Genomic DNA, 16025 nt, shown 5'->3' with positions numbered 1-16025 from the left:
TTGTCTCTTGATTTTTTTAAAGTGCCCCCGCCTTTATCTCTTCAACCACAGCAGGGTCAAGCAAGGTAGAGGTATCCCCTAAATTAGCGGTATCCCCTTCGGCTATCTTGCGTAATATCCTGCGCATAATTTTGCCCGATCGTGTTTTTGGCAGACCGCTTACAAACTGGATCTTATCCGGCCTGGCGATGGCACCAATAATACGCGATACCGACATCATGATATCTTTTTTGGTCAGCTCAGAGTCGTCATGCAGGTTAGGGCATACCACAAAAGCGTATACACCCTGCCCTTTAATATCGTGCGGGTAACCTACTACAGCGCTTTCTACCACGCTACTGTGCATGTTTATGGCATTCTCCACCTCGGCAGTACCAATCCGGTGGCCCGATACGTTCAGCACATCATCAACACGGCCCGTAATGCGGTAGTAACCATCCTCATCGCGTAAGCAACCGTCGCCTGTAAAATAAAGGTTGGGGTAAGTGGCAAAATAGGTGGTGCGGCAACGCTCATGGTCGCCATAGGTAGTACGCAGCATGCCCGGCCACGGGAACTTAATACAAAGGTTTCCGCTTACGCCGTTACCTGCTATCTCTTTGCCGTTCTCATCAACCAGTAAAGGCTGCACGCCCGGCAACGGTAAAGTAGCATAACCCGGCTTTAAAGGCGTTACGTTGGCAATAGGCGATATCATAAAGCCCCCGGTTTCGGTTTGCCACCAGGTATCAACAATAGGGCAGTTACCTTTACCTATCTTCTCATCAAACCAGTGCCAGGCTTCCTCGTTAAGCGGTTCGCCTACCGAGCCCAGTTTGGTTAACGAGCTAAAATCTTTCCCTTTTACTACATCATCACCAAAGCTCATCAGCGAACGTATGGCTGTTGGAGCGGTATATAATATGTTAACCTTATATTTTTCTACAATATCCCATAAACGGCCTGCGTTTGGCCAGGTTGGGATGCCCTCGAACATTACTGAGGTTGCCCCCTGCGTAAGCGGCCCGTAAGCGATATACGAGTGCCCGGTGATCCAGCCAATATCAGCTGTACAAAAATAAACCTCGCCGGGCTGGTATTGGAAAGCGTTGCTAAACGTGTAACCAGTATAAACCATATAGCCACCGCAGGTATGTACCACACCTTTTGGCTTACCTGTAGAGCCGGATGTGTACAGGATGAACAGCATATCTTCCGCGTCCATCTCCTCGGCGGGGCATTCCATATTACGTTGGGTCTCTACCTTTTTTATCTCATCTTCCCACCATACATCGCGCCCTTTTATCATTGATACCGGCGTATGGCTGCGGGTAAGTACAATAACTTTCTGCACCGACTGGCATTGCACCAGTGCATCATCAATAATTGACTTAAGCGGTACTTCCTTTGTACCACGGAAACTACCATCGGCAGTTATTACGATGTTACACTCGGCATCTTTTATCCTATCGGCAATTGATTGCGCCGAAAAACCGCCAAACACTACAGAGTGGATAGCGCCAATACGTGCACAGGCCAAAACAGCAATGGCCAGCTCTGGCACCATAGGCATATAAATACAAATGCGGTCGCCTTTTTTGGCACCATTGTTTTTTAACACGTTGGCAAACTGGCACACCTTATCGTGCAATTGCTGGTACGTTAATATACGGTGATCCTCGTGCGGGTCATTTGGCTCCCAGATAATTGCGGGGGTATCGCCATTCTTTTCTAAATGTCGGTCAAGGCAGTTTTCGGTAATATTTAGTTTGGCACCTTTAAACCACTCTATCCTGGGTTCTTTAAAATTCCAGTCTAAAACCTTGTCCCACTTTTTTTTCCATAAAAAATTATTGGCTATATCTTCCCAAAATTGTTCAGGCTGTTCAACGCTTTTGCGGTACACCTGCTGGTATTCTTCAAATGATTTTACTTGCATGGTAGTATATAAATGGTGGCGTAAATTAGTAATTTATGCGTTATCTGCGCATTAAATTTCACCTTTTTAAAAAAATTTAAAAAGTATTAAATATAACCAACACATGCATAGAATACCAGATACATAACAAAAGTTGTTTATGCAGTTTATTATATTAGCCTGCGAGGCAATAACAAGCGCTAATAAGCAAAAAAATAGCATTTATTTTGTGGAAAATCAAATGTAACTTTTTTAAAATGCTTTAAAAACGGGGCTCCAATTGAGCCGGCTGTTTGCAAATCCCCAAACTCAGGCATTGCTCCTTTTTCTACTTGATCAAAATATATGCAATAGTATTTTACAGGGATATTTTCATTTATAATAACCGAATCAGCATCAAACTCATACAGCTTATGTATTTCATTTCCCCAGCTTACTTTTTTTTCAAAAACAGTATATGCTTTATTAGTCTGTTTTAATAATGAGTCGACGTTTAGTGAGGAGGAAATAAAAAAATCCCTATTTGCCCCGGTATCAAATATCGCATTTGTTTTAATAGTCACTTTATCACTTAACCGATATTCAACCTTTACACCTATCTTATGGTAAAACTGCGACAACCCTGCTCTATGTCCTTCATCCGCTGATATTATGTCGGTATGGTAAACTTTTTCGCCATGTTTAATCGTTGGTTGTTTCAAAAAAACATCCAATCGTTCATGTTCAAAATCAATACTTATGCAGTACTTTTTAAAAAAAGCATTCAGCCCGATTACGCCGTGCCTGGGTGTAGCACTTTCAAGCTTTTTCGCATCCGAACTCATCGGAATTATATCTCCATCAACAAATATTTTATTTAACAAATTATCTTTAAAAATTTGATTGTTTTTAAAATGCCGGGACTTAAGGTGTCCGTTTATAAAAGGCACCGCAGACTGCCCCTGGGAGTCATAGAATGACGTATACTTTAGGGCAATAGTCGAATCTAATAAAAAACCATCCCCTCCTGTATCAAATATAAAATTGAGTGTTTCATTGTTACCGGTTTGGATATGTAAAATGATCTTATTATCAATATAAGAAAAAGGATAGCTACTGATTTTTTGTGATAAACCCCTTAAAGAGCTTGCCAGCATAGTAACTAGTATTAAAAACGTTATTTTCATTTTTATGGTTTAGTAAATTGGGGATATATGGCAACTATATCCCCAATAAATCAAATCTCTCTTATTACATATGAACCGCAAGATACAGTGTATCCTGCAGCGATCCAAAAGCCGGTGATTATGCTTTTTGTGATGTGCTAAAAATATTTTGAAATATTTTAAAAACACCGTTGTATATTTCACTTAAAAAGCTGATATTTGCAAACTCTTTTTAGGAGAAGAACGAGAATTAAAAAATATTTGTCATGTCAAGAATTTGTGATTTAACAGGAAAAGGCTACATGAATGGCTTTAACGTTTCTAACTCAAACGTTAAAACTAAACGCAAGTTTTATCCAAACTTAAAGCTTAAAAGGTTTTATATCCCTGAAGAAGATAAATGGATCACTCTAAAAGTATCTACTTCAGCTTTAAAAACTATCAGCAAAAATGGTATAACAGCTTGTATCAACAAGTTTGTAAAAAAAGGCTCTATTTAATATTAATAGATTGTTGGGGCTACGGTAAAGATGTGATATCTTAACGATTGGCAGGCAACTCAAAACATAAAAGAAAATGGCTAAGAAAGGCAACAGGGTTCAGGTAATTTTAGAATGCACAGAGCATAAAACCAGCGGCATGCCGGGTATGTCTCGTTATATTACCACCAAAAACAAAAAGAACACTACCGAAAGACTGGAAATGAAAAAATTTAACCCGGTTTTACGTAAAGTAACTGTACACAAAGAGATTAAATAATCTAAGCTTGTTTGCTGTAGATGCAGGTTAATAACAGCCCTGCAATTGTAAGCACAACTTATTAAAACATAACAACATGGCAAAGAAAGTAGTTGCAACCCTTAAAGTACAGGGTAAAGGAAAAGAATTTTCGAAAGTAATAACAATGAATAAATCACCACGCACCGGTGCTTACTCATTCAAAGAGCAAATCGTTGCAAACGATTTCATTAAAGATGCTATTGCAGGTAAACTGTAATAACTTTCGATAGAAATATAAAAGCCGTCTTGTTGATAACGAGAGGGCTTTTTTTGTTACTGGCGGATGTACCGATACCATGATAAGCAAACAGGCCTGTCATTATATCCAAACATCCCGGTTAGAATTGTTAATTTGCATATCTGCACATTTAAAATCTGCACATCTGACCTATGGGACTATTTGATTTTTTCAAGAAAAAGGAAACCACACAGCAGGAACAGCAGGCGCTTGACACCGGCCTGGAAAAAACCAAGGATAATTTCTTCTCCAAAATAACCAAAGTAATTGCCGGTAAAAGTACCGTTGATGATGATGTGCTGGATGACCTGGAAGAAGTACTGGTAACATCTGACGTTGGCGTAAGCACCACACTTAAAATAATTGAGCGTATACAGGCTCGCGTTGCCAAAGATAAATACGTAAATACATCCGAGCTTAACAACCTTTTAAAGGATGAGATACAAAAACTGCTTGCCGAAAACAACAGTAATGATTTTCAGAACTTTGAGTACGGCGATCATAAACCCTACGTAATAATGGTTGTTGGCGTAAATGGCGTGGGTAAAACCACTACTATAGGCAAACTGGCCCACAAGCTAAAACAAGCCGGCAACAAGGTAGTATTAGGCGCTGCCGATACCTTCCGCGCAGCGGCTGTAGATCAGTTACAGCTTTGGGGTAAACGGGTTGATGTAAAGGTTGTGGCGCAGCCAATGGGCAGCGATCCGGCATCTGTGGCCTATGATACCCTGCGATCGGCCGTGGCCAATGGCGATGATGTGGCAATTATTGATACCGCAGGCCGTTTACATAATAAGGTAGGGCTGATGAACGAGCTTACCAAAATAAAAAATGTGATGCAAAAGGTTGTACCCGGCGCACCGCATGAGATACTACTGGTGCTGGATGCATCGACCGGGCAAAACGCCATTGAGCAATGCAAACAGTTTACCGAAGCTACCGCCGTTAATGCCCTGGCCCTAACCAAGCTTGATGGTACAGCCAAAGGTGGTGTGGTGATAGGGATATCAGACCAGTTTAAGATCCCTGTAAAATACATAGGCGTGGGCGAAGGCATGGAACACCTGCAACTGTTCGACAGGCAGGCGTTTGTGGATAGTTTGTTTAAATAATTATTGTTTTCACCGATTGATAACGATTAGAACGATTTCACTGATTAGAAATGGCTGAGTTCGAAAGAGAGTTCAATCTATATTTTAAAGACAAACTCGTTGGCATTTCCGTTGTGACTTTTTTGTTGCAAACAAGGTTATTGTCGAAATAAAATCTTTTGCAAGCATATACACGCCTATATTATTTCAAAAGCAAGTGCTGTCGTATTTAAGGGCGGCGAAAGTAAAAACCGGGCTGCTTATAAACTTCGGTAATGTAAGCTGCTCCATAAAACGATTTTCTGTTTAGTTGACCGATAGACCAAAATCTGTGAAATCAAAAAAATCAGTTAATCGGTGAAAGAAAAAACATAATGAGGACAAAAGAAATTACCAAGCCGATACTAAAAAGCAAACCCCGTGTAAACGTGGTTACTTTGGGCTGTTCAAAAAACATTTACGATAGTGAGGTACTGATGGGCCAGCTTAAGGGCAGCGCTTATGATGTGGTTCATGAATCTGATAAAATGCGCAGCGATGATATCATCGTGATAAACACCTGTGGGTTCATTGATAATGCCAAACAGGAATCTATCGATACCATTTTGCAATACAGCGAGCTAAAGGACCAGGGTAAAGTTGGCAAAGTGATTGTTACCGGTTGCCTGAGCGAACGCTACAAACCCGAACTGGAAGCCGAGATCACCAACGTTGATGCTTACTTCGGCACAAATGATCTGCAAAACATCCTGCATAACATTGGTGCCGACTACCGCCACGAACTAATTGGCGAACGCCTGCTTACCACTCCATCGCACTTTGCTTATTTTAAAATTGCCGAGGGCTGTAACCGCCCGTGTTCATTCTGTGCCATCCCGCTGATGCGTGGCAAGCACGTAAGCACACCGATGGAGCAATTGGTTAAAAATGCCGAAAGCCTGGTTAAAAACGGCACAAAAGAACTGATCCTGATTGCCCAGGACCTAACCTACTATGGCCTCGACCTGTATGGTAAACGTAATCTTGATGAATTGTTGCGCCGCTTAAGCGATGTGAACGGCGTAGAATGGATCAGGCTGCAGTACGCCTACCCTTCCGGTTTCCCGATGGAGATACTGGAAGTGATGAACGAGCGCGATAACATTTGCAAGTATTTGGACATGCCTTTACAGCATATTACAGATAACATGCTGAAATCAATGCGCCGCGGCTTAACTAAGCAAAAAACTATCGACGTAGTAAACGAGATCCGCGACCGTGTGCCGAACATCGCCATGCGTACCACGCTAATAACCGGCTACCCCGGCGAAACCCAGCAGGATTTTGAAGAGATGGCACAATGGGTTGAGGATACCAAATTTGACCGCCTGGGCTGCTTTACTTACTCGCATGAGGAAAAAACACACGCCCACTCATTGGTTGATGATGTACCTGAAGAAGTAAAACAGGAGCGCGCTGATGCCATCATGGAAATTCAGCAGGGCATCTCGTTCGATAAAAACCAGGAAAAAATAGGCAATACCTATAAGGTACTGATTGATAAGAAAGACGGCGGCTATTTTGTTGGCCGTACCGAATATGATTCGCCTGAAGTTGATAACGAGGTTTTAATTAACGCAGCCATAGATTATGCAGCCGTTGGCACCTTTGTTAACGTTAAAATTAACACCGCCGAAGACTTTGACCTTTATGGACAAATTGTAAAATAAAACCCTTTTTACCGGCCATGTATTGCTATTAAGATATTAAAATCTAATTTCGATGTTCAGGGTTTAAGGAATTAGGCATCAATCTAAAATCGTAAATCTGCAATCGTAAATAAAATGGACGCAGCCTGTATTGACTATAAAGACACGGGATACTTTTCCCAAACGGTTATTGATTACCTGGAGAATGTTCCGGAGTTAAGGTCATTTTACAGCCACCGCCCCACTCTTGAAGGGTTTGCCGAGTTATTCGATCATAAAAAAGTTATTGCCAACCGCGATCTGTTAGCAGAGGTATTAACGGAACAGTACTTTGGTAATTCCCAAAAAGGCGAACCCGAGCTGGAGTCTGCCGATTTTATCCGCAAACACATCCAATTACTAAAGGAAGCCGATACTTACACGGTTACAACCGGCCACCAGCTTAATATATTTACCGGCCCGCTATATTTTATCTACAAAATAGTAACAGCCATAAAACTTACCCGCCAACTTAAAGAGGCACACCCTGATAAAAATTTTATCCCGGTTTACTGGATGGCTTCTGAGGACCATGATTTTGCCGAGATAAACTACACCAACATTGGCGGAAAAAAGGTACACTGGTGGTATGAGGCATCGGGCGCTACCGGCCGTATCAACCCGGATACCATGCGCCAGGCCATTAACCAGTATAAAGGCGTACTGGGCATAGACGGGTACTCGGGCGATCTGGGTGAAATGGTAGAAACCGCATACACCAAGTTTAATAAGCTTGCCGATGCTACCCGCTACCTGGTGAATGCCCTTTTTGGCCGCTATGGGCTGGTTATTATTGATGCCGACGACCATCGCCTCAAACAATCCTTCGCCCCTATTATGGAGCAGGATATCACCGGGCAAAACAGCTTTAAAAATATTACCGCTGTAAACGAAAAACTGCAAAAACTGGGTGTACACATCCAGGTAAACCCACGCGAGATAAACTTCTTTTACCTGAAAGACAACCTGCGCGAACGCCTTGTTTTTGAGAACGGCCGCTACAGCGTTATGAATACCGATATCAGCTTTACTGAGGCTGAATTAAAACAGGAGATAAACACCGCACCCGAAAGGTTTAGCCCTAATGTGGTAATGCGCCCGCTATACCAGGAATGCATACTGCCAAACATTGCCTACGTAGGTGGTGGGGCCGAAGTGGTTTACTGGCTGGAGCTTAAATCAAACTTCGATTTCTATAAGGTTGATTTCCCGATACTGATACTGCGTAACTCGGGCCTGGTTATCCGTAAAGAAACCGCGGCCAAGATAAAAAGCATGGAGCTCGCCCCTGCCGAGATCTTTAAAAGCGCCGACGAGATAAAAAACAACTGGGTAAAAAAGCACAGCAACCACGATCTTTCCCTTGCCGACGAATGGCGCGAGCTGGAACGTGCCTTTGAAAAAATAAAACTCCGCGCCCATAAAATAGACAGCACGCTTGAGCCATCGGCAGCAGCGGTACAGGCACGCCTTAAACATGCTATTGATAACCTGCAAAAGAAACTGGTAAAAGCCGAGAAACGCAATTACCATACCCGCCTGGAACAGATAGAACACATCAAGGCAGATATTTTCCCAAACAACAGCCTGCAGGAACGTTCAGAGAACTTCGGCCTCAGCTATGTAAAATGGGGCCAGCTTTTTATAGACGAACTTATCCGCAACTTTGAACCGCTTGATTTTAAGTTTACGGTATTGACAGAGTAGCATGCTTGATTAATTGGTTGATAATGCATAATTTAGTATAAACCCTTCACAATAATGAAAGTTATACTACTCGTTATCGCTGCTTTACTGGTAATAATTATTTTCAAGGCTTGTGTCTCAACTAATAAATCTGCTAAAGATATAAGCAGGCCCTCGTTAGACAAAATACCTACCGTAGAAAAACCTAATGACAAATTAATCATTGTACAAAACGTCGAACACTTTCAAATAAAAACGGCGTTGACAGAATTTTGCAATAGTTATAATAAGGATGATTTTGCGGCATTACCGCGTTTATACCAGCTCTCCCCTGATTCCTTTGCAATTATATTCCCCTTTGACACAGATCTGTCTATATTCTGTTTTGCTACTAATTTTCTAAAATATCCAATTGATATTAAATGGCAGGCAGATGTGCATGCTTGGGCTACTATTAAAAAGGGAGATGATTATGCAACGGATTATTTAGTAAATAAACCTACCATGATTTATTTAGATAAAGCGGATAAAGAATATGATAATGTTTTTTTAACAACAAAAGATGGAGATGGCTACAAAGTGCCATTTGCCAAGAACCAGCCGCAAGCTTTATCCATACCAATTGAGCAATATAAATCCCCGACAATAAAGCTAGAGGATTTAAAGACCCTGAAGTATGAAGATTTTAAATAGCTTGATTTTAAGTTTACGGTATTAACAGAATAATATTAAACCAGAAAGCCCCGCTATTAGCAGGGCTTTCTGGTTTAAGCTAAGTATATTATTTACTAATTATAGCAACTTTAAACTTGCCATTGGTAAACGATTTAACTTTAATAGCTCCGTTACCAAATAAAGATGTGTTAACGATGCCTGTAAAGGTACCTTCAATACGATTTGCTGATACACTTGTTACCGTGATAGATTGAACAGAAGCGTCATCATTAGAATAAATATCTACATCATTTGCTGTTGTAAACAAAAAGTTCGATTTGTTCTCAATTTCAGTCGCGTTTGATAAATAGGTTTTGCCGGCTATTACACTTCCGTTAATGGTTAATGAAACGGTATTCCCAGTTTTATCGGTTCCCTGCACACTGGTAATCTCTTTTCCGTTTAATTCGCCTTTAAGCGCAACGGTATTGGTAGTAAATACGGTAGGTGTACCGTCAATATCAACAGTTATAGTGCTTGTAGCTAACGTGTCTTCGTTGTTGTCTTTTTTGCATGAACTGAATGCGATAACAGTGAATGCAATTGTTAAAAGCATTAAAGCTTTAATTGATCTCATAATGTGTAATTGTTTATTATAGCGTGTAATTTATTGATTTGCTTATTCTTAAAACCCCGCGAAAATACTTAAATTAAGAAATTAATTTAACATGGAGTAAAAATATTAAACCATAACATATTATCGATAATGGTTTTTGCCCGGTAACAGCATAAAAATGCCCCGGCAAACACCGGGGCACTTTCTATACAGATAATGCTGTAATATCTATTTTACTACTTTGGCAGTAAATATACCGTTGGTTATTGCTTTATTTTTAACAGTAGCATCACCTGTTGCAACCGTTGCAAGGTCGCCTTTAAAGGTTCCTTCAACCAAAGTATCTGTAGCCTCGGTAATGGTAACACTTACCAGGTTTGCACCGGTATTATTATTTAAATAAGTATCACTACCTAATACATACGAGATAATTGGTGTTTGCGTAGCACCAACTGTTGCAGCCGAATACGTTTTACCTTCAACAAGGTCACCTTTTATAGTTATAGACAAGGTGCTTCCGTCTGCTGCATTACCCTTAATAGTAGTTAATACACTACCGCTTGTAGTGCCGGTAGTACTTGTAACATTAGTATTAAAAGAGGTAGCGCTGCCGTCAACATTAGCTGTAATTGCATATATTCTTGTAGGGTTATTATCCTCTTTAATGCACGAACTAACACTAAAAACTATAGTTAATAAAAGTAAAGCTTTGATAATTTTCATAATTTGTAAAAGATTAATGTATAGATGTATTTGTTTGTTGTTTGATTTTTTTGTCGGGCTATGCAATACCTGGTGCAGGCCGGCGCTGAAACTAATTACTTAACGTATTAGCTAACAAGCAGTGTATGGCATAACCCAATTATAGCTAATTTGTTTTTGTAAAGTTTATATTTTGTAAAATTCGCAATAATTTGCAAGCATTAAGAGGAATTAACAGCATGGGAAAGTGGCAATAAGTAACACAAAGAGCACAGAGGCCAACTAAATCTCAATTAAAAAACCCCTGTGCCTTTTTGTGAAAATTTGCCCTCAAATATATCGGGTACACAAATAAATATCTTTATCTGCCTATATAAAAACGTAATAGATAGCCGCCGCAAGAACATAGACGAAGGCCCGTTTTTAACCGTTAAAATTTAAAAAAAAATGCCCCTGTTTATACAGGGGCATCGTTTTATACCGGGTTTGCATTATGGCTTATTGTAAAAAGATATACGCTTTAGTGCCGTACTCTTCGTACACATGTAGTTTTTTAGTAACTTGGTTGTTATCGGCGTTTACAACCAACTGGTAGTCGCCGCTTTCAAGCTGGGATAAGTTGTAGGCTTTTTCAACCGATTTACCTTTGGCCAACTTATCAAATAATATAACATTGTTGTTTTTATCGGTAATTGTTACCGATGCTTTTGAAGTGCTTACATTTTGTATGCTAACGCCAAAACCTAAAGCATTGCGCATAGCCTGTACTACAATTGCTTTGTTTGCGTCATCATTGCCGGTTTTTTTCACTGGTGTTGCTGCGAATAAACCTGTGCTTAATATTAATAATAATGCTGCTAATGTGAATGGCTTTTTCATGATGTTTTCTTTTTTAAATTATGCTTTTAAATTTTTTATCAACTTTCAATACCCAAAGAAACAGCGGTTTACGCAACTAAAAAAACGCGATAGACCAGCACCTGATACAAATAGACCGGGGGCTGTTTTCATTCGGCTAAAGTCTTTTTTTTTACCCGTCCACTTTTAAAAAGCAGTTTTAACTGATAAAAATGCCCGCCCGTCGGTAAACTTTAAACTCCTGTAGATTATAATTGGCATTATGGCCATATCATTTGTAATATTGTGATATCCTGTTAATTATAAACCCAAGGGAATGACATTTCTTAGATCTAAAAGCACACTGGTTAATATCCTTATCCAAACCCTTATATGGATAGTGCTTGGCACCGTACTATTGTTTAACCAGCCCCTTGGCTGGGGTATTGATGTACCTTACCAATTTTGGATAAAGCAGAATCTATTTTTTATCATATTAATAGCAGCCTATTATCTCAATGCCTATTACTTTGTCCCCGAATTTTTACTAAAAAACCGCAGCCGTATTTATTTTTTATTGATCACATTAGTAATAGCCGTTATCATGGCGTTTATGAGTTGGTTTGATAAATACCTTGAACTTCCGCGCCTTTTTGTAGAGGCGTTTATGAAAAAGAAAAACTCATTAAAAAATCTGGAAAACAAACAGGGTTATGATATCCTTACCCTGGCTATATCGGCATTGGTATTAGGTATCAGCACCAGTATAACCACCACCCAGATCTGGCAAAAAGACAGGCAACGCAACCAGCAAATGGAGCAGGAAAAGATAAGCTCAGAATTATCTTTTTTAAAAGCGCAGATAAACCCGCATTTCTTTTTTAATACACTCAATAACATCTACGCGCTTACGGTGGTCAATGTAGAAACATCGCGCACTGCAATACACCAGTTATCGCGTATGATGCGTTATGTGCTTTATGATACCCAAAACAGCACAGCCCTGTTAACTCAGGAAATAGCTTTTATAAAAGATTATATCAGCCTGATGCAACTGCGGTTAACAGAAAAAGTGACCGTTAACTTCATCACTCCACAACCTTTAAAAGATTTTGCAGTAGCACCGATGTTGTTCTTAACTTTTGTAGAAAACGCCTTTAAACATGGCGTGAGCGATACCCTGCCAAGCACTATTGATGTTATTATTGAGCAGGATGATAACAAAATAAGCCTGATTGTAAAAAACGAGGTGTTTAAAACCAATGGCAACAACATCGAAGAGAACCAGGGCATCGGGCTAAATAATACTATCCGCAGGTTAGAACTGCTTTACAAAGGCCGATACACTTTTAAAGTAGATGATGGCGGCGAGGGAAATACATATATTGTAAATTTATCCATTAACCTGTAATCATGACAATAAACTGCATAGCTGTTGATGATGAGCCATTGGCCCTTGGGCTGATATGCGCCTTTATTGAGCAAACGCCATTCCTTAATTTGGTTGGCAGGTACGGCAGTGCGGTAGAGGCTTTGGGTGGATTGCAAAACCACAAGGTAGACCTCATATTCCTGGATATACAAATGCCCAACCTAAACGGCATTGAACTTGCCCGGGTATTGGAGAGCCGCGGGCCTAATAAACCCCGTATTATTTTCACCACCGCCTACAACCAGTTTGCATTAGAGGGTTACCGGGTTGATGCCTTGGACTACCTGCTAAAACCATTCAATTACGAGGAGTTTCTGCACGCTTCTAACAAGGCACTGGCTTATGCCGAACTGCTCCATAAATCCAACACCGCACCTATTGCCGAAAGCACGGTTACAACCGGCCGGGTAGAAGACGAATACTTATTTGTTAAGGTAGAGTACCAACTGGTGCGAATAGCACTAAAAGATATTTTATACATGGAAAGCCTTAAGGACTATGTAAAGATATTTTTGCAGAATTCAGAAAAAGCCATCCTCACCCTTGGCAGCCTGAAGGTTCTTGAAGAAAAATTACCTGCAACGCGGTTTTTGCGGGTACATCGCTCCTATATTGTATCGCTCGATAAAATTAACTCCATAACCCGCAACGCTTTACAAATTGGCAAAATCAACATCACCGTTGGCGATCAGTATAAAGAAGAATTTGGCAAGTTTTTGAGTAAGTGGATATAACCATCTTTTGATAAACCATTGTTTCCTGTTTGCTCCGCCTTACCGAGTTTTACAAGGCTGAGGATCATCATTACAATTATTACAATGACATCCTATTAAACCATACTGCCCTTTGTGATACAACCCAAATTAAATAAGTTTGCCAAATAATTTACTGATAAAATAAAGCCCGAGCTTTTGTAACCCGGCTTACCTTTGCATACATGAAAAAATCACTAACCGTATTGCTGGCAAGTGCTATATTATTAGCAGCCTGTTCTACACCAAAAAAAACAGAAAGTACTTCTATTGCCAATAATGGTAAGGTTTGGGCATCGCTTTGGCAGCAACGATCGGCAGAATATAAGGCTTTGTGTTTCCAGGCATATAATACCGCAAAGTGGCGTTTGGATGAAGCGCTGAAAAACCCCGGCAGCAAACCGTTGGCTGTAGTTACCGATATTGATGAGACCCTTTTAGATAACAGCCCTTATGATGCCATGCGCGGTGCCAACAATCAGGAATTTAGCCCCGAAACCTGGAAAGCCTGGACTGCAAAAGCCGTGGCCGATACCGTACCCGGTGCCCCTGCGTTTTTTAAATACGCCGCATCAAAAGGAGTGACTGTGTTTTATGTAACCAACCGCGATGAAGATGAACGCGCAGTCACGATAAAAAACCTGCAGCTTTACGGCCTGCCAAATACGGATAATGCCCATGTGTTTTTGAGGCAAAAAATATCGAGTAAAGAAAGCCGCCGCCAGCAAATATTAAGCACCTACAACATTGTTTTACTATGCGGCGATAACCTGCCCGATTTTGACATGTTATACGATAACAAACCCACAGAGCAAAACAGGCAGGCAGTTACCGAGCAATTAAAAAAAGATTTTGGCAGTAAATACATTGTATTACCAAATCCATCTTACGGGGATTTTGAAGGCGCACTGTTCAACTACAATTATAAACTCACCGGCGCGCAGAAGGATTCTATCATCAGGGCTAAAATTAAGGTTGATAAGCAATAGTTAAAACCATGTCATTTCGACGCGGCAATCTCGTTGCAAATGCATGAACGCAATGCACGCGACGAGATTGCCGCGCTATCGCTCGCAATAACATGGCTGATAATTACTCCGATCTTTTCCTATTTTTATACAATAGAAACCAGATACAAACTTGTTTGTTGATATCTCTTTAAAACCATCACACAGCATGACCATCCTTGAGAATGAATTTCTGAAAGTTAAGATTGATGCCAAAGGCGCGCAGCTAACTTCGTTATTTAGCAAAGAAACCGGTGTTGAACAAGTATGGCAGGCCGACCCAAACATTTGGGGCTACCACGCGCCAAATCTGTTCCCTATTGTTGGCGGGCTGCTCAATAATGAACTACATGTTGACGGGGAAAGCTACCTTATGAACAGGCATGGCTTTGCACGCCAATCGGATTTTATTTTGCTGGATAGTGATGATGCGCACGCAGGCTTTTCATTACCCCACTGCGAAAAAACATTAGCAGTGTTCCCCTACAAGTTTGATTTCCAGGTGTTGTACACGCTTATAGAAAATGCATTAAGGGTAACCTATAAAGTGATTAACCGCGATAAAAAAACGGTGTACTTTTCGGTAGGCGGGCACCCGGCTTTTAATGTCCCCTTCAACGCCGGTGAAAACTATGAAGACTATTACCTGGAGTTTGAAACCCAGGAAAGCCTAAAACGGCACCTGCTAAATAAAGACGGCTTGTTTAGTGGCGAAACGGTACCCGTACCAACACCCGGTAAAAAACTTGCCTTAACACGCGATCTGTTTAAGGATGACGCTATGGTTTTTAAAAACCTGCAGTCGCGCATGGTTACCATTAAAAGCACTAAGCATGAGCAAACTTTATCGGTAGAGTTCCCTCACTTTAATTACCTGGGGCTTTGGGCCAAACCCGGTGCCGATTTTGTATGCATTGAGCCATGGCTGGGCTGCGCTGACAGCGCCGGCGAACCAAAAGATATTACAGCAAAAGAAGACATACAAAAGGTTGTTGTGGGCCATGTTTTTGAAGCATCTTTTTACATTAGCATTTAAAAGGTTATTTATTTTATAGTTTTTTAAAACATTTGAATTGCTTTTATACTTATCAGTAAATAATTACTTAGAAACTACAACTATGAAAAAGAAAATTTATCTAATCGCCATGACGATGCTACTGACTGTAGCTGCCTTTAACAGTAACGCTGCAACTTTTGATGATAAAAAAGATGCGTATAAAGAAGCTGCTGCCAACATGACCAAAGAACAGAAAGAGGCCCGTGTTGAAGAAATAAAAAGCCGCGTTGAAGAGATCAAAGCGATGGATAAATCGCAGTTAAACAAAGCAGAAAAGAAAGAATTAAAATCGGAATTGAAAGAGCTGAAACACGAAGCACAAGCCATGGGTGGCGGTGGTATTTACCTTTCAGTTGGTGCTATCATTATCATCATTTTAGTATTGATCCTGATCCTGTAAC

Annotated in this window: 17 protein-coding genes and 1 pseudogene; 13 read left to right on the top strand and 5 right to left on the bottom strand. The window is 40.6% G+C overall.

Features of this window, described 5'->3' with window-relative positions:
• Positions 1-16: 16 nt before the first annotated feature.
• Both acs and IDJ75_RS00410 read right to left on the bottom strand, forming a co-directional pair.
• Positions 17-1918, bottom strand: a complete 1902-nt coding sequence (acs, locus tag IDJ75_RS00415) for an acetate--CoA ligase (protein ID WP_191173646.1) — start codon at positions 1916-1918, stop codon at positions 17-19.
• Between the two features lie 179 nt (positions 1919-2097).
• Positions 2098-3063 carry a hypothetical protein gene (locus tag IDJ75_RS00410; RefSeq protein WP_191173645.1) on the bottom strand — a complete coding sequence of 322 codons (966 nt, stop codon included), beginning with the start codon at positions 3061-3063 and terminating at the stop codon, positions 2098-2100.
• 245 nt (positions 3064-3308) lie between these two features.
• Here IDJ75_RS00410 and rpmB point away from each other — a divergent pair, with 245 nt between their 5' ends.
• The 8 genes and pseudogenes from rpmB (at position 3309) to IDJ75_RS00370 (ending at position 9260) form a co-directional block, all read left to right on the top strand.
• A complete protein-coding gene (rpmB, locus tag IDJ75_RS00405; protein WP_121246453.1) occupies positions 3309-3542 on the top strand; it encodes a 50S ribosomal protein L28 in 234 nt (77 codons plus the stop codon).
• A gap of 76 nt (positions 3543-3618) precedes the next feature.
• Positions 3619-3801, top strand: a complete 183-nt coding sequence (rpmG, locus tag IDJ75_RS00400; RefSeq protein WP_067063463.1) for a 50S ribosomal protein L33 — start codon at positions 3619-3621, stop codon at positions 3799-3801.
• Positions 3802-3877: 76 nt separating this feature from the next.
• Positions 3878-4039, top strand: coding sequence for a DUF4295 domain-containing protein (locus IDJ75_RS00395; RefSeq protein WP_191173644.1), 162 nt, complete (start codon positions 3878-3880; stop codon positions 4037-4039).
• Between the two features lie 173 nt (positions 4040-4212).
• Positions 4213-5175 carry a signal recognition particle-docking protein FtsY gene (ftsY, locus tag IDJ75_RS00390; RefSeq protein ID WP_191173643.1) on the top strand — a complete coding sequence of 321 codons (963 nt, stop codon included), beginning with the start codon at positions 4213-4215 and terminating at the stop codon, positions 5173-5175.
• A 115-nt stretch (positions 5176-5290) separates the two neighbouring features.
• A pseudogene (locus tag IDJ75_RS21430) lies at positions 5291-5464 on the top strand (GxxExxY protein); the annotation flags it as partial.
• Positions 5465-5528: 64 nt separating this feature from the next.
• Positions 5529-6863: a 30S ribosomal protein S12 methylthiotransferase RimO gene (rimO, locus tag IDJ75_RS00380; protein WP_191173642.1), complete on the top strand. Its 1335-nt coding sequence runs from the start codon at positions 5529-5531 to the stop codon at positions 6861-6863.
• A 114-nt stretch (positions 6864-6977) separates the two neighbouring features.
• On the top strand, positions 6978-8588 hold the full coding sequence (bshC, locus tag IDJ75_RS00375) for a bacillithiol biosynthesis cysteine-adding enzyme BshC (protein WP_191173641.1): 1611 nt from the start codon (positions 6978-6980) through the stop codon (positions 8586-8588).
• A gap of 54 nt (positions 8589-8642) precedes the next feature.
• Positions 8643-9260 (top strand): hypothetical protein, encoded by a 618-nt coding sequence (locus IDJ75_RS00370; protein ID WP_191173640.1) that lies wholly within the window; start codon positions 8643-8645, stop codon positions 9258-9260.
• Positions 9261-9348: 88 nt separating this feature from the next.
• Here the strand turns inward: IDJ75_RS00370 and IDJ75_RS00365 are convergent, their stop codons facing one another.
• The 3 genes from IDJ75_RS00365 to IDJ75_RS00355 form a co-directional block, all read right to left on the bottom strand.
• Positions 9349-9858: a hypothetical protein gene (locus IDJ75_RS00365; RefSeq protein ID WP_191173639.1), complete on the bottom strand. Its 510-nt coding sequence runs from the start codon at positions 9856-9858 to the stop codon at positions 9349-9351.
• A 207-nt stretch (positions 9859-10065) separates the two neighbouring features.
• Positions 10066-10560, bottom strand: a complete 495-nt coding sequence (locus tag IDJ75_RS00360) for a hypothetical protein (protein ID WP_191173638.1) — start codon at positions 10558-10560, stop codon at positions 10066-10068.
• 477 nt (positions 10561-11037) lie between these two features.
• On the bottom strand, positions 11038-11418 hold the full coding sequence (locus IDJ75_RS00355; RefSeq protein ID WP_191173637.1) for a T9SS type A sorting domain-containing protein: 381 nt from the start codon (positions 11416-11418) through the stop codon (positions 11038-11040).
• A 295-nt stretch (positions 11419-11713) separates the two neighbouring features.
• On the opposite strand from IDJ75_RS00355, the gene IDJ75_RS00350 reads away from it, so the two are divergent.
• The 5 genes from IDJ75_RS00350 (at position 11714) to IDJ75_RS00330 (ending at position 16024) form a co-directional block, all read left to right on the top strand.
• Positions 11714-12787 (top strand): sensor histidine kinase, encoded by a 1074-nt coding sequence (locus IDJ75_RS00350; protein WP_191173636.1) that lies wholly within the window; start codon positions 11714-11716, stop codon positions 12785-12787.
• A gap of 2 nt (positions 12788-12789) precedes the next feature.
• Entirely contained in the window at positions 12790-13542 is a 753-nt protein-coding gene (locus IDJ75_RS00345; RefSeq protein ID WP_191173635.1) for a LytR/AlgR family response regulator transcription factor, read from the top strand.
• A gap of 203 nt (positions 13543-13745) precedes the next feature.
• The gene (locus tag IDJ75_RS00340; protein ID WP_191173634.1) at positions 13746-14549 is read left to right on the top strand and encodes a 5'-nucleotidase, lipoprotein e(P4) family; all 804 of its coding nucleotides are present in this window, start codon (positions 13746-13748) and stop codon (positions 14547-14549) included.
• A gap of 187 nt (positions 14550-14736) precedes the next feature.
• Positions 14737-15603, top strand: coding sequence for an aldose 1-epimerase family protein (locus IDJ75_RS00335; protein WP_191173633.1), 867 nt, complete (start codon positions 14737-14739; stop codon positions 15601-15603).
• A gap of 82 nt (positions 15604-15685) precedes the next feature.
• On the top strand, positions 15686-16024 hold the full coding sequence (locus IDJ75_RS00330) for a hypothetical protein (protein ID WP_191173632.1): 339 nt from the start codon (positions 15686-15688) through the stop codon (positions 16022-16024).
• Position 16025 lies beyond the last annotated feature (1 nt).

Source organism: Mucilaginibacter rigui, assembly GCF_014773275.1.
Taxonomy (GTDB): domain Bacteria; phylum Bacteroidota; class Bacteroidia; order Sphingobacteriales; family Sphingobacteriaceae; genus Mucilaginibacter; species Mucilaginibacter rigui_A.
This window is presented reverse-complemented; position numbering and strand designations above follow the sequence as displayed.